Origin of the sequence: Rhizobium sp. FKL33, from assembly GCF_005222915.1 — a bacterium.
Lineage (GTDB): Bacteria > Pseudomonadota > Alphaproteobacteria > Rhizobiales > Rhizobiaceae > Rhizobium_E.
The window spans coordinates 95,966-122,273 of sequence record NZ_STFX01000007.1; the positions used below are offsets into that span (position 1 = coordinate 95,966).

The following is a 26,308-nucleotide window of genomic DNA, read 5'->3' on the forward strand; positions in this document are numbered from 1 at the left end:
ATGCGTGTGATCCGGATCAACACGGCAGCAGCCGAGTTGTTCCGTTTCGCATGCGGAGAATGGCCGCTCCGCCGGCCTTGCGCCCCGGAGGTCAGCCGAGCGTTCGATCCGGAGAGCCCCCCCCGCAGGAGTTCAGGTGGATCGCGTATGGAGTTCTCCTGCGCAAGGACAACAAGAACTGCTCATGTCGGTTCCGATGTGTCCGCAAAAGATATAGCGGCTGCGCAATTTCGGAACGGAAGCGCGTCCAGCATCGTTGTCGGGGCAGGTCAACAGGAGCAGATGATGACAAAAGCCCAAATCGATATCGAAGGACGTCAGGGCGAAGGCAAGCCGCAGGCCGAGACCAAGAACGCGCCAGCCGAGGGCCCCCATGCGCGCCCCGATCTCACCGATGACGAGAAAACGCCGGGATCGGGGGCATTGGTGGACAAGGACAACGAAGGCGGCGACGCCGACGGAGGCGTAGGCTGATCAGTTGGAGGCTGACACATTGTCGCGGCTGAAGAGGCTGTCCCCGATGTCGGACAGTGCGTCGATGGTCCCACGCAGCACAAAGCCGCCATGGTCCTGCACCGATCGGCCGGCGCTTTCCCCAAATGCGAAAACGAAGGGAATACCCAGTTCGTCAAGCCGCTCGCAAAGCAGGAAAGCCTCTTCCGTCTCGATCTCGATATCCAAAATCGACGCATCCACGCGTCCATCGCTCAAAAACTCCACCGCCGTACGAACGCTGTCGAAAACAACGAAAGAGCCGCCCCACTCCTCGATCATGCGGCGGGCCGCGTCGACCAGAAAATAATCTTGATCCACAACCAGAAAAGTCTTGCCATTGAAGCAGTCCCGCGCAGCGCCGCTTTGTGAATCCATAACAAAAGCCTTAAAGTCGATGATCAGCTTTTACGTCGGGATCATCGACACAGTTCTGGGACGCCGAGATATTTCTCCAGCCAACTGATTAGACAGGCGAAAGATCCTACTCAAGCCCCGCGGCGGGTGCTTTCGATTGCTTCGGACAATTCGTCCTGTTTCAGATAGGCGTCCGAGACTCTGCTATCGCCATCCGACTTCCGGATGAATTCCGCGATTTCCTGAGAGGGCATCGCTTTCCCGAACAGGTATCCCTGGCCGAAATCGCATCCCAGGGCCTGGAGGTCGCGCACCTGGCTTTCCTTTTCGATGCCTACGGCGGTGGTGGCGATTCCCAGCCCCTGGCCGAGACCGAGCATGGCGCGGACGATCTTTTCCTGACGCTCGTCGTCCTGGAAACTGGCGACGAAACTGCGATCGATCTTGATCTTGTCGAACTTGAAGCGAGAGAGCTGCGAGAGACTGGAATATCCGGTTCCGAAGTCATCAAGCGCGACATGGATGCCGGCGGCATTGAGATCGGCGAGCACCGTTTCGGCCGCCGCCATATCCTTCACGATCGCGGTTTCGGTCACCTCGATTTCCAGACGATTGGGCGGCAGTCCTTCCTCGGCGAGAATGCGAAGAATGCGCAAACCCAGTAGTTTGTCCGAAAACTGCGCTGACGACAGGTTGAAGGCGAGTCTCAGATGCGGCGGCCATTTGACCGCGTCGCGACAGGCGCGTCGAAGCAATTGATCCGCCAGTTCCACGATTAGGCCCGTTTCTTCCGCAAGCGAGATGAACTCCACCGGCGGCACTTGCCGACCATCGACGCCCGTCCAGCGGGCGAGCGCCTCAAAACCGCGTAATCCCCCTGTCTTGAGGTCGATGAGCGGCTGATAATTGGGAACGATCGCCCTCCGCTTCAGGGCGTCACGCAGCGCTATCTCGAGAGCGGCCCGATGCTCGAGGGAGGTCTTCATGGCGTCTTCGAACACAACGACCGTGCCTTTGCCGCGGCGCTTTGCCTCGTACATGGCCGCGTCTGCGGCCAGCAATCCTTGTTTGGGGTGGTCCACATGATCAGGATCGAGCGCAAGACCAACGCTTGCGCCAAGCTCGGCGGTGACGCCCGAGGATAGGTTATAGGAGCGAGAGAGATAGTTGGTGATGCGACGCGCCTTGGCCGCGGCTTCGGCGAGATCCCTGATCTTTTCGATCACGACAAATTCATCGCCGCCGAGACGGAAGATGACTTCGGGATCGAAGATGGCCCTGAGCCGGTCGGCGACGGCGATCAACACTTCGTCGCCGGATTGATGGCCGAGAAGATCGTTGACGCGCTTGAAGCCGTCGAGATCGATGGAATAATAGGCGATACGGCCGCCTCGACCGACGCCGCCCGCCATTGTGTCGAGCAGAACGTTGAGGCCGGCGCGGTTCGGCAGCCGGGTCAATGGATCATGATTTGCGATCCAGGTGACATCCCGTTCGGCGGTGCTGCGCCTGGTGATTTCCGCGTGGAGTTCTCCGAGACGCGAGAGCGAATAGATCAAGCCGAACAGCCCGATGATGACGAGCGCGGTCAGAACTTCGTCGACCTCGAGCGCTTCATGGCTTTCGACATAATCCACAAGCGCTTCGAAAGCGTCATGCTGAATGGCGAACACCCAGACCACAACGCCAAGCCCGGTCAACGCCAGAGCCTCGACTTGCATGCGGCGCGCCTTGAGCCAGCGAGTAATCAAATCTGTTTCCCCCAACTGGGAGTAGTTTAGGGAAATCCATTTAAGGAAAATCTAACAGGCGATTGAAAAAAGGACCAAGACGACTTCGAAATGAACCATTTGCTTCATCCGGCGTTGATGCCGAGAGGAAACAACTGGCAAAGAGAATGGCGTATTTCGGTGACGCGCATAACGCAGCAGGATCTTCAAGCGGCCTCGACCAGGCGCGGGCGCTGGTGATCCGTTTTCTCGCCGATCTTCGCGATCAACCGATCGGCCACGATGTTCTTGACGCCGCCGAGTTGCCAGCCACGCGTCCGGCAATGATCGAAGCCTTCCGGCTGCTGATCGCAAACGAGCCGCGATTTCGCATTCGCGATCAGTTGAAGCTCGTCGGGCTTCTCTTGGCGCAGTATCAGGACGGCGTCGGAGCACGATTGCAGGTGAAAGCCGCACCCTGTCCCACTGAGCCGCCGGGGTCGGATCCTCCCGATAATCCCACCATCAGGCTGATCGAAAGAACGCTTTCGGCCGTCGAGCCGGATCGCCTTGCGTTGGCGCGCTTGTTCGACCGCGCGGCGATACAAGCAAGATCTGGCCCGGTTGGCGCAGGGACTGCGCAGCCCTGGCGTCACAGGGAGCATGTTTCAGAGAAGAGCGAATGGATGGCCCGCTAGACTGACGATGAAAAAACTTCGCGAGAGGCTGAACAGCCCGGACACCGATGCAAGAACGCCGCACGGCGCGAGAGGGAGCTGGTGACATTGACATCCCAACCCGATCTCGACGCATGCGCGCGGGAACCCATTCATATTCCTGGCGCCATTCAGCCCCACGGGGCCCTGGTCGCGCTCGACATGGCGTCGTTAACGCCGATTTGGGCGTCCCAGAACTTCGAGGCGCGACTTTCGTTCCCGCCCGAAAAGGCTTTATTCGAGAATGGCGCTCTCGCGCCGCTGGCCCAGGCCATCCGAGCCTGGCTACCGAGCCGTGAAAACACGCTCAGGAAAACCACGCCGGAGGTCGCCAGCACCGCCTTTGTCCATCGAAGCGGCGACCTCGCGGTCATCGATTTCGAACCATTGTCGGCCGACGCCACCGACGAACTGTTGTCCCATCTCGCCAATTTCGCGCCGCTGCTCGCCGCGCGCGCCGATATCGCCTCGGCGCTGGAGGCGACGGCGCGCTTCGTCGGAAAAACAAGCGGCTTCGACCGCGCCATGATCTACCGGTTCGACGAAACGTGGAACGGTCAGGTTCTGGCCGAATGGAATTCCGGCGCGCTGCCATCCTATCTCGGTCTGCATTTTCCGGCCGACGACATTCCCGCGCAGGCCCGACGTCTCTATGCGCTCAACCGTACGCGCATCATCCCAACGACAGACTATCTGCCGGTGGATCTCGTTTCGCTTCATCCGCAAGCGGTTGGACCGCTCGATCTCAGCTTCTCCCAGGTCCGCAGCGTGTCTCCGGTCCATCTCGAATATATGCGCAATATGGGCACGGCGTCCTCCATGTCCATATCCATCATGGTGTCCGGACAGCTCTGGGGATTGTTGGCCTGCCACAGCCGCGAACCTCATTATGTGTCGCCGGCGCTGCGCGACGCCTGCGATTTCGCCGTGCAGTCGCTCGCGATCCGGATTTCCTCGCAGCGGGAATCGGAAAACGCTCTGCACCGCGCCCGCCACGCCAGCGTGCATGGTCATCTGATCGGAGCAATGAGTTCGGCCGCCACCTGGAGCGAAGGCCTGCTGCGGGCCAGGAAGCAGTTGCTCAGCTTTGTCTCGGCGGGCGGCGCCGCCGTCATCGAGGAAGACACGGAAATCAAGACCGTCGGTCAGACGCCGCCGCACAGCGAAATCCGCCGCCTCGTGGCCTGGCTGTGTCACCGTGACGACGGGGACGTCGTCGTCACGGATCAGCTGTCGGAAATTTTCAACATGGAGCCGCCGGCAACGGACGTCGCAAGCGGCATGCTGGCGCTGCGCGTCTCCGAACATCACAACAGCTGGCTGATTTGGTTTCGCCCCGAAGTCGTCCGGACCGTGACCTGGGGCGGCAGACCGCACAAGACCGTCGCGGAAAACGGCCGGATCCACCCGCGTCAGTCTTTCGCCGCCTGGCAGCAGCAGGTGCATGGCAAATCCGCGCCCTGGCGCTCCACCGAAATCGAAGCGGCGCGCGCCTTGCGGGCGGCGATCATCAATATCGTGCTGAAGAAGGCAGAAGAACTCGCGCAATTGAGCGAAGAGCTCCAGCGGTCGAACAAAGAACTCGAGGCGTTCAGCTATTCGGTTTCGCATGACCTGCGCGCGCCCTTCCGCCATATTGTCGGCTTCGCGCAGCTCCTGCGAGAGCACGCGCCGGAGCTCGATGAGAAATCGAGACATTATCTGGCGACCATCACCGATTCCGCCATGGCCGCCGGGCGTTTGGTCGATGACCTCCTGAGCTTTTCCCAGCTTGGCCGAACCCCCATCGCGTCCCGGCCCGTGGATATGAACAAGCTGGTTGCGGAGGTCGTGCGAAGCCTTCAGCATCCGATCGAAGGACGCAACATCGTCTGGACCATCGGTGAGCTGCCGCCTGCGGTCGGCGATCCCGGTCTTCTCCGGCAGGCCTGGTTCAACCTGATCGAAAACGCTGTCAAATATACCCGACGGCGCACCGAGGCGCGCATCGAGATTTCAGGCGAGCGGGTGGGCGACGCCTGCTCCTATGCCGTGTGCGACAACGGCGTCGGCTTCGACATGGCTTACTACGGAAAACTTTTCGGCGTGTTCCAGCGATTGCAGCGTGTCGAGGACTTCGAAGGAACCGGCATCGGCTTGGCGCTCACCCGCCGCATCATCGAACGACACGGCGGCGGCATCGCCGCCACCGGCGAACCAGATGTCGGGGCATGTTTTGAATTCCGTCTACCTGTCCGTCCGAAAGGAGAAAAGACCCTTGCCTGAACTCCGGCCCATCCTGCTCGTGGAGGACAGTCCCCGAGATCTGGAGCTGACACTGACCGCTCTTGAGAAATGCCAATTCGCCAACGAGATCGTCATCGCGCGCGACGGCGCCGAAGCGATCGACTATCTCTTCATGGAAGGCGCACAATCTGAACGGATGCCGGGCGACCCGACCGTTGTGTTGCTCGACCTCAAGCTGCCGAAGATTGACGGCCTTGAAGTGCTGGAGCGCGTCAAGAGCAACGAGAAGCTTCGCCATATCCCCATCGTCATGCTCACCTCGTCGCGCGAGGAGCAGGACCTCATCCGCAGCTATGAACTCGGCGTAAACGCTTTTGTGGTCAAGCCGGTGGAGTTCACGCAGTTCTTCAAGGCGATACAAGATCTTGGCGTCTTCTGGGCGCTTCTCAACGAACCGCCGCCGGGATACCGCATCCATGACTGACGTATCGAACGCAACGCCCTGCATCCTTTTGCTGGAAGACAGCGCCATTGACGCCGAACTGATTTCCGAACAGATCGCCAGGATCGAGCCGAGCCCGCGTCTGGTCTTCGCAACCAGCCGGCTGGAATTCATGGCGGCTTTGGCGCAGCACAGATGCGACCTCGTTCTTTCCGATTACTCGTTGCCGGATTTCGACGGCATGGCGGCGCTCGACATCGTGGTGGAGCATGCGCCGGAAACTCCTTTCATCTTCGTATCCGGGGTGCTTGGCGAGGATGCGGCCATCGACGCATTCCGTCGCGGCGCAACCGACTATGTGCTGAAGCAGAAGCTGAACCGCCTGCCCTCCGCAGTGGAACGGGCGCTTTCCGAAGCGCGCGAACGTCATAGGCGCCGTCATGCCGAGCATCAGCGCGAAATCCTCGTTCGCGAACTGAGCCACCGTGTCAAGAACAACATGGCGGTGATGCTGTCGCTGATCCGCCGCACAGCCCGGGTCGCCAAAACCGTGGAAGAGTTCGAGCGGAGCCTCAGCGCCCGCGTCACCGCTCTGGCCGACGGACATGCGCTTCTGTTCGAGAACAACTGGAACGAAACGGCGCTGCACGACGTGCTGACCCGCGCCGCGGCCAGCTTCGACGACCTCCAGCGACGGATTTCCGTCGAGACGTCGCCGAATATCCGCATCAGCCCGCGCATCGCCCTGTCATTGGCTCTGGTGTTTCACGAGCTCATCTCCAACGCGACGAAATTCGGCGCGCTGTCACAGCAGGAAGGTCGCGTCTATGCCAGCTGGACGCTGGAGCCGCGCCAGGGCGACGCGCCGCTGCTTCACTTCAACTGGATCGAAACGGGCGGACCCGCCATCAGCGCGCCCGGCCAAGGCGGCCTGGGTTCGCGACTGATCCGCAGCATGATCGAATATGAACTGGAAGGACGGGCCATCATGGATTTCGCCAATGACGGCCTCAGATGCCTGCTCAGCTTCCCGCTGGCTGAGGGGCTGAAGGCGCCGTGAACTTTTCGGCGAGCAGCCTCGACAACGCGCTGAAATCGCAGGGCTTTGGCACCATCGGGACATCTGCGAGCATGTCCTGAACCCCGCTCAACTCGGCGTAGCCGCTGCAGACGACGACTGGCACGCCGCGCGATTTCAGGGCTTCGATGACGGGAATGGAGAGTTCGCCGCGCAGGTTGAGATCGACGACGGCGCCATCGAGTTCGACCGTCTCCACCTTTTCCAGCGCCGCCTCGACATTGGAGATGGGGCCGACGACCTTGCAGCCTACGCCGAGGAGGAAATCCTCCATGTCCATCGCGATGAGCACGTCATCCTCAAGCACCATCACGCGCCGTCCCCTGAGAGCGCCGTCGAACCCGTTCATAACTAACTCCATATCGTCTTTTTCGGTACATCCGCGCAGCAGGGTCGAGGACCCGCTACGGGTCGAGGCACAACGCATTCAGGCAGGCTAGGTTGCGCCGCACTGCGGAATTTTTTCCGTTTTAGGGTGTCAGCCTCAAGAAAACCCCTGAATTCCTTGGGCGTGTTAACTGTGAATTATCATTCGAAAGCGGTAATATGCGAAAAGGGACATGAACCGCGATGAGAGCGGATTCGCGGAGGCGGCATGCGAATTTTGCGACACAAGAAAAACGGCTTGAGCCATGCCGGAATGGTGGTGGTCGTCGGCCTGCTCCTCGTGGCGCTCAGCGCGACCCTCGCCGCCCTGGTGGTCCAGTCCGTCACATCAATCTATCATAATGCCGACCGGATCGACGACGCGCGCGCCGTCACGGCCGCCCAAGGGGCGTCGAAATCGCTGCGCTCGCGCCTGTCCGCGACATTGCGCGACAACGCTTTCTGGGATGACGCCTATGACGTCGTGCAGACGCCGGACGCCAAGCAATGGATCATCGACACCTGGGCTTTGACCACGGCGAACTACCCGCTTTATGACACGGCGATCGTCTTTGACGGCTTCAACCGACCGCTGGTGGCGTATCAGAACGGTTCCGAAATCGATCACGCCGATCAGTTCTTCGATCTTTCCCTGTCGACGCTGCTCGCCAGAGCCAGGGAAAAGACCATCAGTCACGACAGGCTGACGATAGGCTTCACCAGAACCCGGCTCGGCGTCGCGGTGGTTGGCGCGGCGCCCATTCAGCCGGCGGCGTTCAAGCCCGGGCAATCTTACGAACGCTCGCATGTGCTGCTGTTCGCCAAGCATTTGACGCCGGAAATGATCGGCGACGTGCGCGGCACCTTCAACATTCGCGGTCTCACGCTGAGCAATGCCCCCGTGGAAGGCAATCTCTCGATCGCGCTGCGCAACATCAAGGGCGAGCGCATCGCCTATTTCGTCTGGCCGAGCCAGAAGCCGGGAACGGCGAGCTTCGAGAAGGTGCAGGCCAGTCTGGAGACAGCGGCGGGCGTTTTCATCGCGATCGTGGCGGGAATCGTCGGCGTTGCGGGACTGCTTCTCCGCGACGCGCGTCGGCGTGAAACGTCTCTCGCCTGGCAGGCGGCGCATGATCCGCTCACCGGACTTTTCAACCGCTCCGGGCTGTATCAGCAGGCCGAACGCAGCTTCAATTCGCCGGGCCTGCGAGCGCTGACCCTGCATCTCGTCGATCTCGACGGCTTCAAGGCCGTCAACGACATTTGGGGGCATCCCGTCGGCGACCAGCTGATCCGAGCCGCGTCCGAGCGGCTCACTCTCGCCCTTCCCGCCGATGTGACGATTGCCCGCCTCGGCGGCGATGAATTCGCCGTTCTCTCCGAAAACCATGGCGACGCCGGCATCGGCGCCTCGATTCAGCAGGCGCTGTCGGCGCATTTCGACATCGACGGTCGGGTGATGAAGATCGGCGCGAGCGTCGGGATCGCCTCTTCTGACCCGTCCGCCGGCGATATCCACGAATTGCTGCGCCGCGCCGATCTCGCGCTTTACCGCGCCAAGGAAATGGGACGCGGCGTCAATGTCGACTACGAGGCAGGGCTCGACCGCGACGCCCGCCGCCAGCGCGATCTGGAGCAGGACCTGCGCCAGGGGCTGGCCGACGGCGAAATCGACGTGGCCTTCCAGCCGCTGATCAACGCCCGCACCGGCGCACTCGGCGGCGTCGAAGCCTTGGCTCGCTGGCGAAAGGCGGACGGCATGCTGGTGGGACCGGATCTGTTCATCCCCGCCGCGGAGCGTTCGGGCCTGATCGACCAGCTCGGCCTGCGCATCGCCGAACTTTCGTTCAAGGCTGCGGCCGATTGGGGCGACACGCGGCTGGCGCTCAACATTTCGCCGATCCAGCTCAAGAACCCCTTCCTGGTCGCCAATCTCGCCGAACTCATGCAGCGGCATCGGTTCTCGCCGCAGCGTCTGACCATCGAGGTGACCGAAGGCGTGCTGATCTCCGATCCGGAACAGGCGCACAAGACCTTCGACGCCTTGAAGGCGATGGGGGTCAAGATCGCGCTCGACGATTTCGGCTGCGGTTACGCCAGCATCGGCGCTCTCAGGGAATTCGGCTTCGACCGGCTGAAGATCGACCGCTCACTGGTGGTGGCGCTGGAGGCGGATGAAAACGCCAGCGCCGTGCTGCAGGCGACGATCTCGCTCGCCAATGCGCTCAAAGTGGCGGTGACCGCCGAGGGCATCGAGACAGAGACGCAGGCCGCCTTCGCCAAGCTGTCGGGTTGCGACGAACTGCAAGGTTACCATTTCTCCCGGCCCGTTTCGGCCGCCGAAATCGCCGCCCGCTACTTTCCCCTGCTTAAATCCGCCCACAAGGTCGCCTGACTAAAAGGCTTATCGCGGAGTTTCTAGCGGTCCCCGCGACAATGCTGTCTTGCGAAGTCTTATCGGAGATTGGTTTCCGCCCGAGTTTCGCCGACGGACAGCGAACGGGAGAACGGAACGAGCTGCCAGAGCGCCGACAGGCCGACAAGCACATAGATGATAGTCGCGAGCGCCGAATTCTGGCCGCCGAACAGCCTGGCGACCAGATCGAGATCGGCAAGACCGACCAATAGCCAGTCGAGCCCCCCGACGATGATGAGAAGCAGTGTAACGATATTGAGCAAGCGTATGGAAAACTCCTTTGAAGTAACGCGCGCCCAACCGTCTCTTCGTCGCTAAAGTTCCTCAATCCCCGCGTAATTCGTCCGTTCGCAATAATTTCATCAATCGCGACCATTAAGACGCTTCCCTAACACCCGGCCTTGGGCTAGCGAATCGCGCTGCAAACGGCGCTTACGAGACAACAGACATGGCGATCATTACAGACTCGGCAGAAATCACGCCCTCGGCAGAGCAGGCGTCGCGAACGCCGCGGCGTTCGGCTCTGGTCGGGCCGACTTCGGCGGCGCGATGGCTGCTGCTGTTCGTGCTCATCGCCGGCGTCTATTTCTTCTACGGCTTCGTCGTTCCGGTGCTGGCCGCGCTGGTGATCGGCTTCGCCACCTGGCCGATCTACCGGCGTCTTCTCGACGCCGTGAACGGCCGCAGGACGCTCGCCGCCTCCATCGCCCTTGCGCTGGTTCTGCTGGTGATCATCGCGCCGCTGTCGCTGGCCATCATCGCCGCCGTCAAGGAAATCAAGGTGTGGAGCGCCTGGGCCATGGCCGCCAATGCGGCCGGCGCTCCCGCGCCGCTCTGGCTCCTGCAGATCCCGCTGGTCGGCGATTTCCTGAGCGAGCAATGGACGCTGCATTTCGGCAAGCCGGGCGGTTTCGGCGAATTGGTGCAGGTGGTCTCGGGCGCCAATATAGGCAATATCGGCCAGGGCGTGCTCGTCATCGGCGCAACCGCGTTCCAGAAACTGCTCAGCCTGTTGTTCATGCTGATCACGCTGCTGTTCGTCTATCGCGACGGCGAACATCTCGTCGCCCAACTCGACCAGCTCGGCGAACAGGTGCTGCCGGGTCGCTGGCGGCGCGTATCGCGGATCGTGCCGCTCACCATCAGTTCGACCGTCTCGGGCATGACCATCATCGCCATCGGCGAAGGCATCGTGCTCGGCGTGGCCTACTGGCTGGCCGGCGTGCCCTCGCCGGTCACCCTCGGCATCATCACCGGCGTCATGGCGCTCATCCCGGGCGGGGCGCCCTTGTCCTTCACGCTGGTGTCGATCTATCTGGCCGCCAGCGGCGATTTCATGGCCGGCGTGGCGCTGATCACCTGGGGTTCGGTCGAACTGTTCATCGTCGACAAGACCCTGCGTCCCAAGCTCGTGGGCGGACCGATCAAGCTGCCTTTCCTGCCGACCTTTTTCGGCCTGATCGGCGGCGTCAAGACCATGGGCTTCCTGGGCCTGTTCGTTGGCCCGGTGCTGATGGCGCTGCTGGTGTCGATCTGGCGGGAATGGGTTTACGAAGCCAAACAGGCCAATGAGGCGAGACCGATCCTCCCGACCGAAATCGACGGACCCTGACGCCGCCTACAGAGCGTCATGAATGCGAAAGGCCGGCGGATGCATGATCCGCCGGCCTTCGACGTTTGAGAGTCCGCCGTCTCTCGCGCGCCGGTTTACCAGAGCTTGTTGATCTTCAGCATCACGGTGCGCCCGGCGCCATAAGAGCACACCAGAGTTCCCTGGCAGCCCGTCACATAGTCCTTGTCGAACAGGTTGCTCGCGGTCAGCGAGACGCCGAGATTGTCCTTCTGGTAACGGATGGCCGCGTCGGCCACGACGGCTTCGGGAACCCGCAGTGTGTTTTCCAGATCCGCCCAGCTCTTGCCCTGGTAGCGCAGGCCGCCGCCGATGCTGACGCCCTCCAGCGCTCCGGCCGGCAGTTTGTAGTCGAGCCAGGCCGTCGCCGACACCTCGGGGATCAGATAGGGCGAATTGCCGACATAGGACGCCACATTGTGCTTGGTGATCTCCATGTCGAGATAGGTGAAGCCGGCGACAGCGCGCCATTGTTCGGTCAGATCGACCTTGGCCTCGAGTTCGACGCCGCGCGATTTGACTTCGCCGATCTGCTCGCTGGCGTAAGTCGTGGGATTGGTGAGCGTCCAGTTCTGCTTGACGATCTGGAAGACGGAGGCGGTGAAGACGCCGTCGATGAAATCGGGCCGGTATTTGACGCCTGCCTCGAGCTGGTAGCCTTCTTCCGGATCGAGCCCCTCGCCGCTCGCGGTCGTGCCGATGACCGGATCGAAGAAGGTGGAGGCGCTCACATAGGGCGTGACGCCATTGGCGAATTCATAGGCCAGACCCGCCCGGCCGCTGAGCGCCGTGTTGTCGGCGACATAGTCCGTTCCGCCGAGATCATAGTCTGAATCGGTATGAACGAAATCGTAGCGGCCGTTCAGCGTGGCGACCCAGCCGGAGCCGAAACGCATCTGGTTCTGGGCGTAGATCCCGACCTGCTGCTGCACGAGATCCTGGATGAGATAGGGCGTGGTGACGATGTCGGCGCCATAATCCGGATCGAGAACGCTGATCGGCGCGGCGTAGCCTGAAGCCTGGACCTGGTCGATCTTGAAATATTTGTAGTCGATCCCGACCATCAGGTCATGGCTGATCGGGCCTGTGTCGAAGGAGCCTTCGGCATGGTTGTCGACATTGAGCGCGTCGACGCTGGTGTGATGTTCGAAACCGATGCGATAGAACTGCGCATTCTCGGCGTCGGCGGACGAGCAGTCGCTGAAATAGGTGACCGCGTCATAGCAGCCATAGGTGTAAGGCGCGTTTTCGTATTTCTTCACATGGCCGTAGCGCAGCGACTGTTTGAGCGTCACGCCATTGTCGAGTTCGCGCTCGAAATTGTAGCCGATCATGGTCTGGCGCGTCGTGCCCTCGTCGAGATCGGGCTCGCCATAGTAGTTGTCCGGATCGATCTTGCCGAACGGCGCGTCTTTGACCGTGCCGTAATAGGGCAGGAAGCTGCCCGCGCTATGGCGCTGATCGAGCGTCGAGTAGTAGGCGAAGATATTGAGCTTGGTGGAATCGTCCGGGCTCCAGGTCAGCTGCGGCATTACCGCGCTGCGCAGGTCGTTGCCGTAATCGGTCTGGTAATTGCCGCCCGAGACCTTGGCGGCCAGGCGATAGCTGAAGGCGCTGTCCTTGATCTTGTCGGATGCGTCGAAGGCGACATAGCCGTTGCCGAAATTGTTGACGCCGGCTTCGGTGGAGAGAAGCGGCTCATCGGTTGGCGTCTTTCGGGTCATGTCGATGATGCCGCCGGGGCTGCCGCCGCCGTAAAGCGCCGAGGACGGGCCCTTCAGCACCGTGATCCGGTCGAGGAAATAGGAGTCGACCTGGAAACCACCGAAGCCGTAGCTGTAGAGATTGAGGCCGTCGAGATAGCCGCCGGTCTGGGTGGCGTCGAAGCCGCGGATATAGGTCCAATCCGTGTCGGGATCGCTGCCGAAAGGCTGGGCTGTGACGCCGGAGACGTAACGCAGCGCTTCGTCGATCTTGCCGGACAGGGCGCGATCCTCGAGTTCCTCGCGGCCGATCACGCTCACCGATTGCGGCACGCGGCTGATCGGCATAGCGGTCTTGGCGCCCGCTTCGGTCGCTACCGCCGCATAGCCCTTGACCGGCCCGGTCGCCTTGTCCTTCTCGTCCGTGTCGACGACGATCTTCTTGAGCTGGGTGGCCTCCTGTGCGGCGGCGCCCTGCGCCGAAAGGATCGCTATCGCCGCCACGCCGGCCGCAAGCCAAGGCTGAGGGCGCGCCCGTCTGTTCATCTGTGTCATGCTTGTCCCCATCGCGAGCGCTCGCGCGCCTGCATCATGCTTGATAATAAGCTGACTTTATAAGTCAGCTTTTATCCCGCTGCTTGACCGTTCTTTTGCGGGCTTGAACGATTTTGTCCGAAATCAACATCGCGAGGCCGATAGGCCATCATTCGGCTCGATCCCGCCGCCATACGGATGGCGGCGAGCCGACATGGCGGCGAAACATCCGCGTCAGATGGGCAGCGTCCGAAAAGCCCATTTCCGCAGCTATTTCCGCCAAGGGTTGACGGCTCTCGGCCAGCCTCTCCTTGACCCGGCGGATCCGCGCCCGCATCTGCCACTGATGCGGCGGCAGGCCCGTGGTGGCCTTGAACGCATGGCTGAAATAGCAGGCGGACAGGCCGGCGATCGTCGCGAGTTCATCGAGGCGAATGGTGCGCAGGCAATTGTCCTCGATAAAATCCGTCACCCGGCGCAATTGCCATTGCGCGAGCTTGCCCCGCATGCGCCGTTCCGGGGCCGGCAGTTTCATCACCGCAATAAGGAGAGCGAGCGCCAACCCGTCCCCATAGAGATCGTGCAGCGGCTCTTCCGTCAGGCATTCGCCAGCCAGGAGTTCGGCCAACGAGAACAGGTCTGGCTCCGACAGCATCAAGCGTGGTTGTTCGAACACTGAAGGCGCCACATCTTCGCCAAAACGGCGTTCCAGCGTTTCGGCGTCGAAATGCAGATCGAGATGACGAACCGAGCGAATGCCGTGCGAATAGGCCTCCAGATCCATGCCGGCCGGGATGAAGGAGATGAAGGGCGCAACGCTCCGCGCGCTCATGCGTCCGCCGACCTCGCGCATCTCGAAACGCGCGTCGCCGCCGCCATCGGCGGCGAGCGCCACGAACAGACGGGGATCCCGGGCGCTATAAAATCCGCCGGCTCCAGGCGCGCAGGTGACGTCCCAGAGATCCGCCGCCATGCCGTTCCAGTAACGGCGATGGAAATAGCGCTCGACGGTGTAGCCGCCGATGCGATTGTTCATGCGGGGAACGAAATTCATTGAGACACGAGACCTTGTCCATACCTGGCGCGGCGTAGCGGCCGCAAGTTAACTTGACTTAACTTATCATATTATGTAGCGGCGTTTCAACGCAGATGACGCGACAAAGCGCCCGGACACCGGAGCGGCGCGAAAGGTATTGAGATGTCTCCCAGTCAGCCTGTCTTTTCCACACGCGGCCTGAGTTTCAAGGTCCCCGAGCGACTGCTTCTCGACGACGTGTCGATCGATTTCAAAAGCGGCTGCGTGTCGGCGCTGATCGGCCACAACGGATCGGGAAAATCCACGCTTCTCAAACTTCTGGCCAGGCAGATCGCGCCGTCGGGCGGCGATATAATGTTTGCCGGAGAACCCGTCGCCGCCTTCGGCGCCCGCCGCTTCGCCCGCGAGGTGGCTTACCTGCCGCAGGATCTGACGACCGCCGCCGGCATGACGGTGGGCGAACTGGCCGCCGCCGGCCGCTATCCCTGGCACGGCGCGCTGGGCCGCTTTTCCGCGATCGACCGCGCCAAGGTCGAAGAGGCGCTCGACATCACCCATACCGCGCCCATGCGCGACCGCATGGTCGAAACCCTGTCCGGCGGCGAACGCCAGCGCGCCTGGATCGCCATGCTGATGGCGCAGGACAGCCGCTGCCTGCTTCTGGACGAGCCGACATCGGCGCTCGATGTCGCCCATCAACTCGAGCTTCTGGCGCTGATCCGCCGCCTGTCGCGGGAAAAATCGCTGTCGGTGATCATCGTGCTGCACGACGTCAACATGGCCGCGCGTTTCGCCGACGAGATCCATGCCCTCAAGGGCGGGCGGCTCGTCGCTTCCGGCCCGGCGCGAGACATCATGACCGACCAAACGCTGCGCATGATCTACGGCGTCGACATGACGGTGATGCCGCATCCGGCCCTCGACATTCCGCTCGCCTATGTTTCCTGACCGCCTCCCCCTCAGCCGCCGCGCGGTGATCGCCAGCCTGGCGGTCGCGCCTCTCGCTCTCACGGCCCGGGCCGAGACGCCGCGCTTCCGCCGCATCGCCACGCTCGATTATTCCGTGGCGTCGACGCTGATCGAGACCGGCGGCGGGCTCGCCGCCGTGGCCGAAGCCGCCGACTGGGACAAATGGATGGGCGCGCCGGCTTTGCCGGCCGGCGTCGTCAATCTCGGCAGCGCCTGGGAGGTGAATTTCGAACTGCTGGCGTCGCTGAAGCCCGATCTGATCATCACCACGCCGTTTCTCGACGCCTTGCTGCCGAAGCTGAAGGACATCGCGCCCTGCCTGCGCATCTCCGTCTTTGACGGCTCGGGCGACCCGGTGCTGCCGAAAGCGATCTCCGAAACGCGGCGTATGGGGGACTATCTCGGCGCATCCGGAGCAATCTCCGCCTATCTCGAACGCGCCGACCACATGTTCGCCGATTGCCGAGCCCGTCTCGCCCGGCTGCCGAAAGGCGATCAGCTGCTGTTCTATCTGATCGACGACCGCCATGCCTATGTCTATGGCGCGCCGGGCCTCTATCAAGGGGCGCTCGACCGCCTGGGCCTCAAGAACGCCTGGACGTCGCCCTGCAATTACTGGGGTTTCGCCATGACCGGGCTCGAAGGCCTCGCTTTAGCCGCCACGGAAAACACCCATGCCGTCCTCTTCGAGCCGACGCCGCGCGACGTGATGGCCAAGGTCGGCGAGAGCCCGATCTGGAAGGCTCTGCCCTTCAACCGCACGGGTCGGCTGTCGGTCCTGCCGCCCGCCCTCGCCTATGGCATGGTCGTGGAGGCGGTCCGTTTCGCCGATTTGCTGACATCGGCTCTGGAGGCGCGCGCATGACCCTGTCTCTCATCGATCCGCGCCGCAGTCCCTTGGCGCTGACCCTCGGGCTCACGCTCCTCGCCGGCCTCATGGTCTGGATCAGGATCGACCGGTTTTGGGCGCTCGATCCGTCCGCCGCCGGCTATCGGATGGCGGAACTCGTCTTCATCAACGCCGCCTTGCCGCGCATCGCGACGGCGCTGATGGTCGGGGCGGCGCTGTCGCTGTCGGGCGCGATCCTGCAGCAGGCGCTGCGCAATCCGCTCGCCTCGCCCACGACGCTCGGCATTGCCGCCGGCGCGCAATTGGCGCTCGCCGCCGCGATGCTCTATGCGCCGGCGCTCCTCTCCCTCGGTCGCGACGGGATCGCGCTTTTGGGCAGCGCCGCTGCGGCGGGCCTCGTCTTCCTGATCGGGGCGCGACGCGGCCTCACCCCCTTTTCGCTGGTGCTGTCGGGCATGGTGATCAGCCTGTGGTGCGGCGCGCTTTCCGCCATCCTGATCCTGATGAACGACCGCTATCTCGTCGGCCTGTTCGTCTGGGGCGCGGGATCCCTGTCGCAGCAGAGCTGGGCCGTCCCGCTCGCGCTCGCGCCGAAACTCGCTTTCCTCACGGCGCTTGCTTTTCTGGCGGTGCGGCCGCTCGGCCTTCTCGATCTCGGCGAGGATGGCGCGGCGGGGCGCGGAGTGTCGGTGCGCTACGCCCGTTTCGCGGCGGTCGCCATCGCCGTGACGCTCGCCGCCGTCGCGACAGCCGCCGTCGGCGTGATCGGCTTCATCGGTCTCGTCGCGCCGCTCCTTGCCCGCATCAGCGGCGCGAGGCGGCCGCTGTCGCTGTTCATCTGGTCGAGCCTGATCGGCGCGGCGCTTCTGACGCTGACCGACGCCGCGCTCGTGGCGCTGCTCGGCGATCTCTCGGATTCGCTGCCGACAGGCGCCGTCACCGCCGTCTTCGGCTCGCCGCTGCTTTTGCTTCTGTTGCCGCGCCTGAAGACGCGCTTTCGCGCGAGCGCGGCTCCGGTGGTGACCGAACGGTCGACGCCCGCCTGGGTCCCGGCGCTCGCGATCCTTCTGGCGATTCTGATCATAGCCATCGCCCTGCTGGTTGGCCGGGGACTGGACGGGGGCTTCGAACTGTCCCTCGGCCAGACGCTGACCGATGTGTTGCCCTATCGCGCACCCCGCGTTTTCGCCGCGCTCGGCGCCGGCGCGATGCTGGCGGTCGCGGGCGTCATCCTGCAACGGCTGACCGGCAACGAGATGGCGAGCCCCGAAGTGCTCGGCGTGAGCGCCGGCGCGACCATGGGCATGGCGCTGTCGCTGTTCCTGGTCGCCACGCCTGTCGTGTCGTTGCAACTCGGTTTCGCCGGGCTCGGCGCGGGGCTGGTATTGCTCGGCATTCTCGCCATGGGACGTCGCTCGGCCTTCGCCGCAGAACGCGTGCTGCTGACAGGCGTCGCAATCAGCGCCATGGCGGACGCCCTGTCGGGCGCCCTGAGTTCGATGGGCGATCCCCGCGGCATGGCGCTGGTGCGATGGATGAGCGGTTCGACTTACGCCGTCGACGCCGAGACCGCCTTTGTTTCGCTTGCAGCCATGCTCGTGCTCGTGGCGCTGGCGTTCATGGGGCGGCGCTGGCTGCAGATCCTGCCGCTCGGCCCTGCGCCGTCGCAGGCGCTTGGTCTCGCTCTGCCGAAGGTGCGCCTGACCCTCTACGCCTTGGCGGCGCTCCTCACCGCGGCGGCGACGTTGACCGTTGGTCCGATGAGCTTCATCGGCCTGATGGCGCCGCATCTGGCCCGAGAAGCCGGCCTGCGCCACGCCGGCGCCCAGACAATCGGCGCGGCGCTGATCGGCGCGGCCCTGATGGCGCTCGCGGATTGGTGCGGTCGGATGCTCGCCTTCCCCTACCAGATCCCGGCTGGACTGGTTTCCGCGATGATCGGCGCGCCGGTGCTGGCATTCCTCATGAACCGCAGCCGCAGCTGAACCGCAGGATTTCGATTTCGAAAGGAATCTCTTGTAGGGTCGCCGCATCTGCGCGATGAGCGCCCCCGCCTGGAGCCGACATGTTTTTCTATCTGTCCAAACTCGTCGACACGCTGATCCTGCCCTCGAATGTGATGGTCGCGCTTGGCCTGCTGGCGGCGCTCTTGCTGGTGTTGCGCTGGCGCAGAACCGGCTTTGCAATCGGGGCGCTGGCGCTCGCCATCCCCTTTGCCGCCGGCTTTACGCCGCTCGGCAACCTGCCGGTGGCCATTCTCGAAGATCGCTTTCCCGCGCCCGATCTTTCCGAACCGCCGACGGGCGTGGTGATGCTCGGCGGCGCTGTCGATCTGCATCTTGCGATCAGCCGTGACCGGGTGATCCTGAACGACGCCGCCGAAAGGGTGACCGAAACAGCCGCGCTCGCAAATCGCTATCCGACCATGCGCATCTTCCTCTCGGGCGGTTGGAGCTTCGACACCGACAAAGGCCGCGTCAGCGAATCCTATTTCGCCCGGGAGGCCTTGATCGGCATGGGCGTCGCCCCGGAGCGGATTGAGATGGAGGAAAACTCCCGCACCACCTTCGAAAACGCCGTCGAGACCAAAAAGGCTGTTACGCCCAAACCCGGCGAACGCTGGCTGCTCCTGACCTCGGCCTCGCATATGCCGCGTTCGGTGGCGGTGTTCCGCGAACAGGGGCTGGATTTCATCCCCTACCCCGTCGATTATCGCACGCGTGGCCTTTCGCATCCTCTCAACCGGCCACGCTCGACGGCGGTCGGCCTGGCCAATCTCGATCTCGCCGCCCATGAATGGATCGGCCTGTTCGGCTATTGGCTGTCGGGGCGCACCAAGACGTTGTTGCCCGCCCCCTGACCCTCTCGGAGAACTGTCGTGCGGGCCATTCCCGGCGCTACGCCTGCAGGGCGTAGACGTCGACGGGATGATTGAGCCCCTTCAGCACATGCAGCCCGACGCTGTCGACCTCGTCCTGACAGCCGGCGCGCTCGACGAATTCGCCGGACAGGAGCACGCTGCGACCGAGATCCTTGGTCAGGGTTTCCAGCCGCGACGCGATATTGACCACGGGACCGATGGCGGTGAAGTCGAGCCGGCGGCGCGAACCGATATTGCCATACATGACATCGCCGATATGCACGCCGGTGCCGAAGCGCAGATTGGGCAGGCCCCGATCCTCATGAACCCGGTTCAACGTCGCCATGCGCCGGCTGGCGTGGCGGATGGCGAGGAGCAGCTTGGCGCAGGCCTGTGGGTCTGAAAGCGGAAAGATCGCCAACAGACCATCGCCCATGAATTTCAGGATTTCGCCGCCCTGCCGTTCGATCGGCTCCGACAGCGCGTCGAAATAGGCGTTGAGCATGTCGATGACGTCGTCGCGCGGCCAGAGATCGGACAGCGAGGTGAAATCTCGGAGATCGCAGATCATGATCGCCGCCTCGGTCGTCGCGCCGCTGCCGCGCGTCGATGCGCCGGCGAGAATCTGTTCGCTGGCATGCGGTCCCACATAGGTTTCGAGCAGCGTGCGCGCCATGCGGTTCTTGACACGCACTTCGGACGCCAGCGCGAAGACAGGGAGAATGTCCCGGAGCGCCGTGATCTCCCAGTGCTGAAACCCGCCCGGCCGATCGCTGGAAAACGTGATGATGTGCTTCTTGTCGAGCGTATATTCGAGCGGCCAGGCGAGATATTCGGTCAAGCCCTGTTTGTAGAGATCGCCATAGAGCGGGAAATGCTCCGCCAGAGCGGGATCGCCGAGAATCTGGCGCACTTCATTGACGCCGCTATAGAGCAATCGCGCCGGGCTGCGCTGAAATTGCGGCGTCTCCTCGATGCCATAGTCGAACGTGTCGACTTCGGCTTCTTCCATACCCCGACGCCAGAGAATGCGCGCGCCCAACCATTGCGGATGATGCACGCGCAGATGGATAGTGGCGCGGCCGATCATAAGGCCGGCGGCGTTCAACCGCACGCACATGTCGCGGAACAGATTGTCGAGAAAGCGTTCGCTACGGGTTTCGCTGATGAGCCAGTCAAGCACGGCATGCCGCGATTGTGGCCATGCGCCCACGATCTCGCCGTCTCGATCCGGTTGCGCGGCGCCCTGATGATCCTGCGCTGTCGTCATTCTCTACATGCCCTCTCGCTTGTCCGACCGCCGGCCACTCTTATTGGACCCCAAGTCCGACGGCGGCGCGGCAAATCACTTAGCAGACATAGTTTCATCGAAGCCGAATGTAAGACGCGGCTCGCAAAAAAGCCGCGCTGTTGCCGAGACGGTACAGGCTTGAGAAGAAGGCGCAAGCGCCTTCGCGACCGCTCGGGCGTCAATCATCAAAAAGCCCGCCGAATGCAGCGGCGGGCTCGAGAGGCGACGTGGAACGAAGCCGGTGCGATCAATCGTCGGCGCATTTCGTGACGACGACCGAGCAACCGCTGTCGTTCTGATTGCAGATCTTCATGGCCTTGCGCTCGGCCTCGCCCATATGATCGCCCCAATTAGCGCCCCAACCGCCGTTGGAACCGGCCGCCAGCGAACCGCAGGCGTTTTTGAAATATGTCGCAACTTCGCAATCATTGGCGCGGTCGGCGCAATTGCCCAGGGCTTCGCGCTCTGCGGCGCGGCGCGTGCTGAATCCCGTGCTCCAGCCAAAAGAGCCGGTGGAGCCCGAATAGGCGATGGCCCCGAAGAGATCGTTGGCCAGGGCCGCGACAGGAGCCGTCATGGCGGCCGTTGCGATGGCCGCGGCGAGCAGGAACTTTTTCATTTCGGAGAACTCCCCTTTTTTTGTCTATGGATATGCGCGTTTGCTCATTTGGCGCGCACTAAATCACGACCGCCGCGAGGTCTACAACGGGCATTTCAGCTGCACCCAAATTTGGTTTGCAGCCTCATCCGCCGCCCCCGCGGGTTTGCCTTGCCGTCAGGCCTCGTGCTAGCGTCGCGATGTCAACGGAGACAGTCATGGCGGTTCGGATCGGGACATTCAACATCGAAAACCTATTGAATCGCTTCGATTTCACCGGCTTTCGCAACCAGCTCCGCCAGGACCGCGCGCTCCGTCTCTACACCATCGATTCGGAAGCCGATTACCGGCGCCTCGAGGAGGCGCGGATGGTGTCTTCGACCGACGACACGCGGCAGATGTCGGCGCTCGCCATTGCCGACGCCGACGCCGACATTCTCTGCCTGCAGGAGGTCGAAAGCCTCGAAGCGCTGAACGCCTTCGAATATGGCTATCTCTACAAAATGGTCGGCGAAGGCTATCGCCAGAAATATCTGATCAAGGGAAACGACAGCCGCGGCATCGACGTGGCGGTGATGATGCGCGACCGCACCCGCGACGGGGCGCCGATAGAATTCATCGATATCCGCAGCCATGCCGCCGTCACTTTCCGCGATTTCGACCTCTTTGAGGAGGCGCTCACCGCGACAGAAAAGCCCGACGATCGCATTTTCCGGCGCGACTGCCTGGAGCTCGACGTCCGCATCGGCGGCAAGCGCTTGACGCTGTTCGTCTGCCATTTCAAATCCATGACCAGCCCGCGTGACGGCATGGATGGTCGCACCGCCACCATGCCGCTGCGCCGCGCCGAGGCGCGCGCTGTCCGGCGCATCATCGAAACCCGTTTCGGCGAGGGCGTCGGCCATCGCAACTTCGTCATCTGCGGCGACATGAATGACTATCAGGAAAAGCTGCTGATCGGCGGCGACCGTCGTACGGGGTTCACCTTCACTCCGGCGCGCGAGACGGAAAGCGCCCTCGACGTGTTCAGCCATGACGGCTTTGCCGAAAACGCCGTGACGCGCCGCCCTGAGGACGATCGCTGGACGCTGTTCCACGCCCGCGGCATTGAGGACCGCCATCTCTGCCAGCTCGATTATATCTGGCTGTCGCCGGCGCTGTCCGCCGCCAATTCTGACGCGGCGCCCGACATCGTCCGATCTGGCCAACCCTTCCGCACGCCCTTCCCGCCGGGACAGGAGGTGGATCGTTATCCGCGCACCGGTTGGGACCGGCCGAAGGCCTCCGACCATTGCCCCGTCGTCATGGAGCTGCATCTGCCGTGAATACCCAAACCAGTCTCGAAGCCGCAGGCTTTCCGCCCGCCGGCCAGGTTTTTCCGATCGTCGGATATCGTCTCGCGGTGCATGAGGGGGACCATCCCTGGGTGACGGACAATCGCGCCGCCATCGAGGAGAACTGGACCCGGGAAGTGGCGGCCAATCCCGCTTTGTTCAACGGACGCATGGTGTTCCAGCGTCGCCTGTCCTTCGCTGAAGGCCGCATCGAGGGAGACGCCTATCTCGCGCCCTTCGCCACCTTTCTGCATTGGCGGAAACTGGCGCGGCCGGCGGGCGGCTATCATCTCTTCGGGCTGCCCTTGCCGATTTCGTCGGACGGCGCGCTGATCGCCATCCGCATGGGGCGCCACACCGCCAATCCCGGCCGGGTCTATTGCGCGGCGGGCTCGATGGACGAAAGCGATGTGATCTCGGGCCATTGCGATCTCGACTTCAACATGCGCCGCGAAGTGCAGGAAGAAACCGGCTTCGACCTCGCATCCGCCCGGGCGGAGGCGCAATCCTACGCCGTCCAGTCGCACAACACCGTGACCGTGTTTCGTCGCTTCTTCTTCGACCTGACGGCCGACGAAATGCTGGCCCGCATCGCCGCTCATATCGCCGCAGATCCCGAACCCGAAATCGACTGCGCGCTGGCGATCCGCGATGCGGATCCCGCCGCGCATGACTATCCCGCCTTCATGCCCCACCTACTCACCTGGCTGTTCGACCGGAAAGGATGACCATGTCCCGCGCCTACGCCATCTACGATGTCTTCACCGCCGCCAAGCTGAAGGGCAATCCCCTCGCCGTCGTCTTCGACGGCTCCGGCCTCTCCGATGAGGCGATGCAGACCATCGCCGGCGAATTCAACTTGTCCGAAACCGTGTTCGTGCTGCCGCCGGAAAACCCTGCGCACACCGCGCAACTGCGCATCTTCACGCCAGGCCGCGAACTGCCTTTCGCCGGCCATCCCACCGTCGGCTGCGCCATCGCGCTCGCCGAACGCCAGGCGCCGGACGCAAGCATCGATCTCGTCAGCGTGCTTGAGGAGAAGGTCGGCCCGGTGCGCGCCGCCGTCCGCCTGGCCGCGGGCGAAACCTCCTTCGCAGAATTCGATCTGCCTCGCCTGTCGGAAGAAATTCCGACCGAGTTCGACATCCAGGCGATCGCCGACGCGCTGTGCCTCAGCGCCGGCGATATCGGCTTCGAAAACCACCGCCTGTCGCTCTGGAGCGCTGGCGTGCCCTTCGTCATGGTCCCTGTCTCGGGACTGGCGGCTGCCGCAGCCGTGCGCTTCGACCCGAAACTCTGGACGAAAGCGGTCCCGACAGGCGCCTGCTATCTCTATTGCCGCGGCGGCGAGGATCACCGCGCCAGCTTCCACGCGCGCATGTTCGCCCCCGATATGGGCATCGCCGAGGACCCCGCGACCGGCGGCGCCGTGGCCGCCATGAGCGGCGCGATCCAGCGCTTCGACGGCCTCACAGACGGCCATCACGCCCTCTTCATCGAACAGGGCGTGGAGATGGGCCGCGCCTCTCACATCCATCTTCACATCGACACCGAAGCCGGCCGGGTCATCCGCGCCCGCATCGGCGGCCAGGCGGTGAAGCTCGCGGCGGGAGAGCTTTTCCTGTGAGTTTTCAACAGGTCCGAAGCCTTCTTCGCTTTTGCGGAATTTTTTCAGATTTGTGACGCCCGAGGGGTTGCCAAGCTCAGGCAACCCCTTTATACGCCCCCTCAGACGCGCAGCAAGCGCATCTGGACGGGTGATTAGCTCAGTTGGTAGAGCAGCTGACTCTTAATCAGCGGGTCGTAGGTTCGAGCCCTACATCACCCACCATTTTTAAAGCCTTGATTTTACTTGTTTTTCCGGGTTCGGAATGCTTCCGACACTTCAAAGGCTTGCAAGGCGGAGACGCGCCGCGTCTCAAGAACACCCACCAAGTTTAGGCGATTTTTCCCCTTTTCGGCGGCACTGTCTCTGCCGCGTAGTTTTCTGTTCCCCGTAATTTTTGAACAACGGGTCGAAGGTTTGCGCAGTTTCTGCGGGTGGGCATGCGGGAGGCCGTTTCGGTTTCTCCGGTTTTGCGTCGGCCAAATCTCGCTCGGAAGGATCATCTTTCCAACGCAACACATGCGCGTATCAACCGTTTTAAATTACTTTAAGGTGAAGTTTTAACTGAAACTACGGGGGCTTAATTGTTCTCAACATAAATCCATGCCATCGATCACCGCACAAACTCTGGCCGACAAATTCTCTTAACAAAGTCAATCAGTTAAAAATCTACAGGAGATTAGTTCGAACGTATTGCTTGCCCACCACTGTTACGCCCTTGATTTCATTCACTTTTTTCGGCTCGGAATGCTTCCGACACTTCAAAGGCTTGCAAGGCGGAGAGGCGCCGTGTCTCAAGAACCTCCACCAAATTTAGGTGATTTTTCCCCTTTTCGGCGGCATTGTCTCTGCGGCGTAGTTTTTTGTTCCCGGTAATTTTTGAACAACGGGTCGTAGGTTAGCGCAGTTTCTGCGGGCAGGCAGTCTGAAGGCGCTTGCGGTTTCTACAGGTGTTTCGTCGGTCAAATCACGCTCGGACGGGCCATCTGTCAAATGAAGCCTTGACGCAATACATGCGGGCGCACGCGGAAAAACTATACATAAGATGATGCCCCGACTGAAACTACGGGTACTTAATTGTTACCAATATGAACCCATGGCATGCAGACAGGCCTTGTTGCAGCCAGACAACCGACCAACGTTTAATCCTTGCCAGGATTTTCGTAAGTCATGAGATCTCGACATTTCGTGTGACGCTATCCGCACAATCGATGCGAGGCGGTCTTTTTGGCAGGATGGTCTATTTCATTCTGGCGTAGATGGTAATTTGGAAAGATCGCCAAAATTTTTGATATTGACCGAAGCATCAGGAAATCTCGCGACAATTTCGAGCTTGCCGCCCAACGCCTCGATGTAGCGGCGGAGATTGCTGACATAGATGTCGGCGCGCTGTTCCAGTTTTGCGACGGCGGGTTGCTTTACGTGAAGCTCCCGCGCCACATCGGCCTGCGTTTTCTCGCGCGCCAGCCTCAGTTCATGCAGAGCCATTTCATGCAACATAGCCTGAGTTGCATCCGCATTGCGCGCGCGGCGTTCGGGTGACATGCGATCTCGCAGGGCATTAAACGGTTGGTGTCCTGTCATGGCGTCAGTCCTTCCTTCCTGATTTCGATCAGGTACTGGCTATACAATCGATCCGCGATTGGGATCATCTCATCATAAAAACGATCGTTTCCAACCTTATTGCCGCCAATGAGCAAGATTGCTGTTCGTCGCGGATCAAACGCGTAGAATATTCGATAAGGTTCGCCGCCGCATTGTATTCGCAACTCGCGCATATGCTCGTGCTCCGACCTTTCGATGCCGGAGGAATAGGGAAACGGCAGCTGTGGACCTTTTGCTTCCAGCAACCCCACCACACGGTCGATATCGTCCTGGATGGCTTCCGCCAACGGCGTATACCAGTGACCAAATTCATCGGTATATTCGACGTTCCAACTCATCCGTCTTCACACTGTATTCCATCCGCGGAATAATTCAAGCTTCATTCATGAATGGAGTGTACGGGTGAAGGTGAAGGTCACAAGCAGAAACGGGCGCTCTGGCAGTTCGAGAGGCCACTTGTTGGCGTCCGTCCGTCAAAGGAGCCATGATC

General features: G+C 62.1%; 24 protein-coding genes and 1 tRNA gene. 15 read left to right on the forward strand and 10 right to left on the reverse strand.

The genetic code is table 11. The annotated features are described in order from the left end of the window. Nucleotides 1-285: 285 nt before the first annotated feature. Nucleotides 286-474: a hypothetical protein gene (locus E8Q41_RS05360; RefSeq protein WP_137154487.1), complete on the forward strand. Its 189-nt coding sequence runs from the start codon at nucleotides 286-288 to the stop codon at nucleotides 472-474. Here the strand turns inward: E8Q41_RS05360 and E8Q41_RS05365 are convergent, their stop codons facing one another. Next, nucleotides 475-870 (reverse strand): response regulator, encoded by a 396-nt coding sequence (locus E8Q41_RS05365; RefSeq protein WP_137154488.1) that lies wholly within the window; start codon nucleotides 868-870, stop codon nucleotides 475-477. Between the two features lie 110 nt (nucleotides 871-980). After that, a complete protein-coding gene (locus E8Q41_RS05370; protein WP_137154489.1) occupies nucleotides 981-2,570 on the reverse strand; it encodes an EAL domain-containing protein in 1,590 nt (529 codons plus the stop codon). 92 nt (nucleotides 2,571-2,662) lie between these two features. Between E8Q41_RS05370 and E8Q41_RS05375 the strand changes: the two genes are divergently transcribed. The 4 genes from E8Q41_RS05375 to E8Q41_RS05390 all read left to right on the forward strand — a co-directional run bounded on the left by E8Q41_RS05375 (nucleotide 2,663) and on the right by E8Q41_RS05390 (nucleotide 7,002). Then, nucleotides 2,663-3,256 carry a hypothetical protein gene (locus tag E8Q41_RS05375; protein ID WP_137154490.1) on the forward strand — a complete coding sequence of 198 codons (594 nt, stop codon included), beginning with the start codon at nucleotides 2,663-2,665 and terminating at the stop codon, nucleotides 3,254-3,256. 81 nt (nucleotides 3,257-3,337) lie between these two features. Beyond that, nucleotides 3,338-5,539, forward strand: coding sequence for an ATP-binding protein (locus E8Q41_RS05380; RefSeq protein ID WP_246660082.1), 2,202 nt, complete (start codon nucleotides 3,338-3,340; stop codon nucleotides 5,537-5,539). Further along, entirely contained in the window at nucleotides 5,532-5,984 is a 453-nt protein-coding gene (locus E8Q41_RS05385; RefSeq protein ID WP_137154491.1) for a response regulator, read from the forward strand. The genes E8Q41_RS05380 and E8Q41_RS05385 overlap by 8 nt, the downstream gene beginning before the upstream one ends. Continuing rightward, nucleotides 5,977-7,002 (forward strand): HWE histidine kinase domain-containing protein, encoded by a 1,026-nt coding sequence (locus E8Q41_RS05390; protein WP_137154492.1) that lies wholly within the window; start codon nucleotides 5,977-5,979, stop codon nucleotides 7,000-7,002. The genes E8Q41_RS05385 and E8Q41_RS05390 overlap by 8 nt, the downstream gene beginning before the upstream one ends. On the opposite strand, the gene E8Q41_RS05395 is transcribed toward E8Q41_RS05390, so the two are convergent. Further along, nucleotides 6,965-7,369, reverse strand: a complete 405-nt coding sequence (locus tag E8Q41_RS05395) for a response regulator (protein WP_137154493.1) — start codon at nucleotides 7,367-7,369, stop codon at nucleotides 6,965-6,967. The genes E8Q41_RS05390 and E8Q41_RS05395 overlap by 38 nt on opposite strands. Before the next feature lie 246 nt (nucleotides 7,370-7,615). Here E8Q41_RS05395 and E8Q41_RS05400 point away from each other — a divergent pair, with 246 nt between their 5' ends. Continuing rightward, nucleotides 7,616-9,781, forward strand: coding sequence for a bifunctional diguanylate cyclase/phosphodiesterase (locus E8Q41_RS05400; protein WP_246660083.1), 2,166 nt, complete (start codon nucleotides 7,616-7,618; stop codon nucleotides 9,779-9,781). Nucleotides 9,782-9,840: 59 nt separating this feature from the next. On the opposite strand, the gene E8Q41_RS05405 is transcribed toward E8Q41_RS05400, so the two are convergent. Next, nucleotides 9,841-10,071, reverse strand: a complete 231-nt coding sequence (locus E8Q41_RS05405) for a DUF378 domain-containing protein (protein WP_137154494.1) — start codon at nucleotides 10,069-10,071, stop codon at nucleotides 9,841-9,843. Between the two features lie 179 nt (nucleotides 10,072-10,250). Here E8Q41_RS05405 and E8Q41_RS05410 point away from each other — a divergent pair, with 179 nt between their 5' ends. Then, a complete protein-coding gene (locus tag E8Q41_RS05410; RefSeq protein ID WP_137154495.1) occupies nucleotides 10,251-11,414 on the forward strand; it encodes an AI-2E family transporter in 1,164 nt (387 codons plus the stop codon). 95 nt (nucleotides 11,415-11,509) lie between these two features. Here E8Q41_RS05410 and E8Q41_RS05415 read toward each other — a convergent pair whose 3' ends face one another. Both E8Q41_RS05415 and E8Q41_RS05420 read right to left on the reverse strand, forming a co-directional pair. Beyond that, nucleotides 11,510-13,690, reverse strand: a complete 2,181-nt coding sequence (locus tag E8Q41_RS05415; RefSeq protein ID WP_137154496.1) for a TonB-dependent siderophore receptor — start codon at nucleotides 13,688-13,690, stop codon at nucleotides 11,510-11,512. Between the two features lie 148 nt (nucleotides 13,691-13,838). Next, nucleotides 13,839-14,705, reverse strand: coding sequence for an AraC family transcriptional regulator (locus tag E8Q41_RS05420; RefSeq protein ID WP_246660084.1), 867 nt, complete (start codon nucleotides 14,703-14,705; stop codon nucleotides 13,839-13,841). Nucleotides 14,706-14,867: 162 nt separating this feature from the next. Here E8Q41_RS05420 and E8Q41_RS05425 point away from each other — a divergent pair, with 162 nt between their 5' ends. From E8Q41_RS05425 to E8Q41_RS05440, 4 genes are all read left to right on the forward strand, one after another. Further along, nucleotides 14,868-15,653 carry an ATP-binding cassette domain-containing protein gene (locus tag E8Q41_RS05425; protein ID WP_137154498.1) on the forward strand — a complete coding sequence of 262 codons (786 nt, stop codon included), beginning with the start codon at nucleotides 14,868-14,870 and terminating at the stop codon, nucleotides 15,651-15,653. Further along, nucleotides 15,643-16,539: an ABC transporter substrate-binding protein gene (locus tag E8Q41_RS05430; protein ID WP_137154499.1), complete on the forward strand. Its 897-nt coding sequence runs from the start codon at nucleotides 15,643-15,645 to the stop codon at nucleotides 16,537-16,539. Before E8Q41_RS05425 ends, E8Q41_RS05430 begins: the two co-directional genes overlap by 11 nt. Further along, entirely contained in the window at nucleotides 16,536-18,509 is a 1,974-nt protein-coding gene (fhuB, locus tag E8Q41_RS05435; protein ID WP_137154500.1) for a Fe(3+)-hydroxamate ABC transporter permease FhuB, read from the forward strand. Before E8Q41_RS05430 ends, fhuB begins: the two co-directional genes overlap by 4 nt. A gap of 80 nt (nucleotides 18,510-18,589) precedes the next feature. After that, a complete protein-coding gene (locus E8Q41_RS05440; RefSeq protein WP_137154501.1) occupies nucleotides 18,590-19,384 on the forward strand; it encodes a YdcF family protein in 795 nt (264 codons plus the stop codon). Nucleotides 19,385-19,421: 37 nt separating this feature from the next. Here the strand turns inward: E8Q41_RS05440 and E8Q41_RS05445 are convergent, their stop codons facing one another. Both E8Q41_RS05445 and E8Q41_RS05450 read right to left on the reverse strand, forming a co-directional pair. After that, on the reverse strand, nucleotides 19,422-20,654 hold the full coding sequence (locus tag E8Q41_RS05445; protein WP_137154502.1) for an adenylate/guanylate cyclase domain-containing protein: 1,233 nt from the start codon (nucleotides 20,652-20,654) through the stop codon (nucleotides 19,422-19,424). 268 nt (nucleotides 20,655-20,922) lie between these two features. After that, the gene (locus E8Q41_RS05450) at nucleotides 20,923-21,294 is read right to left on the reverse strand and encodes a DUF4189 domain-containing protein (RefSeq protein ID WP_137154503.1); all 372 of its coding nucleotides are present in this window, start codon (nucleotides 21,292-21,294) and stop codon (nucleotides 20,923-20,925) included. A gap of 197 nt (nucleotides 21,295-21,491) precedes the next feature. Between E8Q41_RS05450 and E8Q41_RS05455 the strand changes: the two genes are divergently transcribed. The 4 genes from E8Q41_RS05455 (at nucleotide 21,492) to E8Q41_RS05470 (ending at nucleotide 24,438) form a co-directional block, all read left to right on the forward strand. Then, entirely contained in the window at nucleotides 21,492-22,598 is a 1,107-nt protein-coding gene (locus E8Q41_RS05455) for an endonuclease/exonuclease/phosphatase family protein (RefSeq protein ID WP_137154504.1), read from the forward strand. Then, nucleotides 22,595-23,335: an NUDIX hydrolase gene (locus E8Q41_RS05460; RefSeq protein ID WP_137154505.1), complete on the forward strand. Its 741-nt coding sequence runs from the start codon at nucleotides 22,595-22,597 to the stop codon at nucleotides 23,333-23,335. Before E8Q41_RS05455 ends, E8Q41_RS05460 begins: the two co-directional genes overlap by 4 nt. A 2-nt stretch (nucleotides 23,336-23,337) precedes the next feature. Continuing rightward, nucleotides 23,338-24,234, forward strand: coding sequence for a PhzF family phenazine biosynthesis protein (locus E8Q41_RS05465; protein WP_137154506.1), 897 nt, complete (start codon nucleotides 23,338-23,340; stop codon nucleotides 24,232-24,234). A gap of 128 nt (nucleotides 24,235-24,362) precedes the next feature. Beyond that, nucleotides 24,363-24,438: transfer RNA gene (locus E8Q41_RS05470), tRNA-Lys, on the forward strand. A 1,020-nt stretch (nucleotides 24,439-25,458) separates the two neighbouring features. Here E8Q41_RS05470 and E8Q41_RS05475 read toward each other — a convergent pair. Next, nucleotides 25,459-25,797, reverse strand: a complete 339-nt coding sequence (locus E8Q41_RS05475; RefSeq protein WP_170976367.1) for an XRE family transcriptional regulator — start codon at nucleotides 25,795-25,797, stop codon at nucleotides 25,459-25,461. Beyond that, a complete protein-coding gene (locus E8Q41_RS05480; protein WP_137154507.1) occupies nucleotides 25,794-26,156 on the reverse strand; it encodes a type II toxin-antitoxin system RelE/ParE family toxin in 363 nt (120 codons plus the stop codon). Before E8Q41_RS05480 ends, E8Q41_RS05475 begins: the two co-directional genes overlap by 4 nt. Between the last annotated feature and the right edge of the window lie 152 nt (nucleotides 26,157-26,308).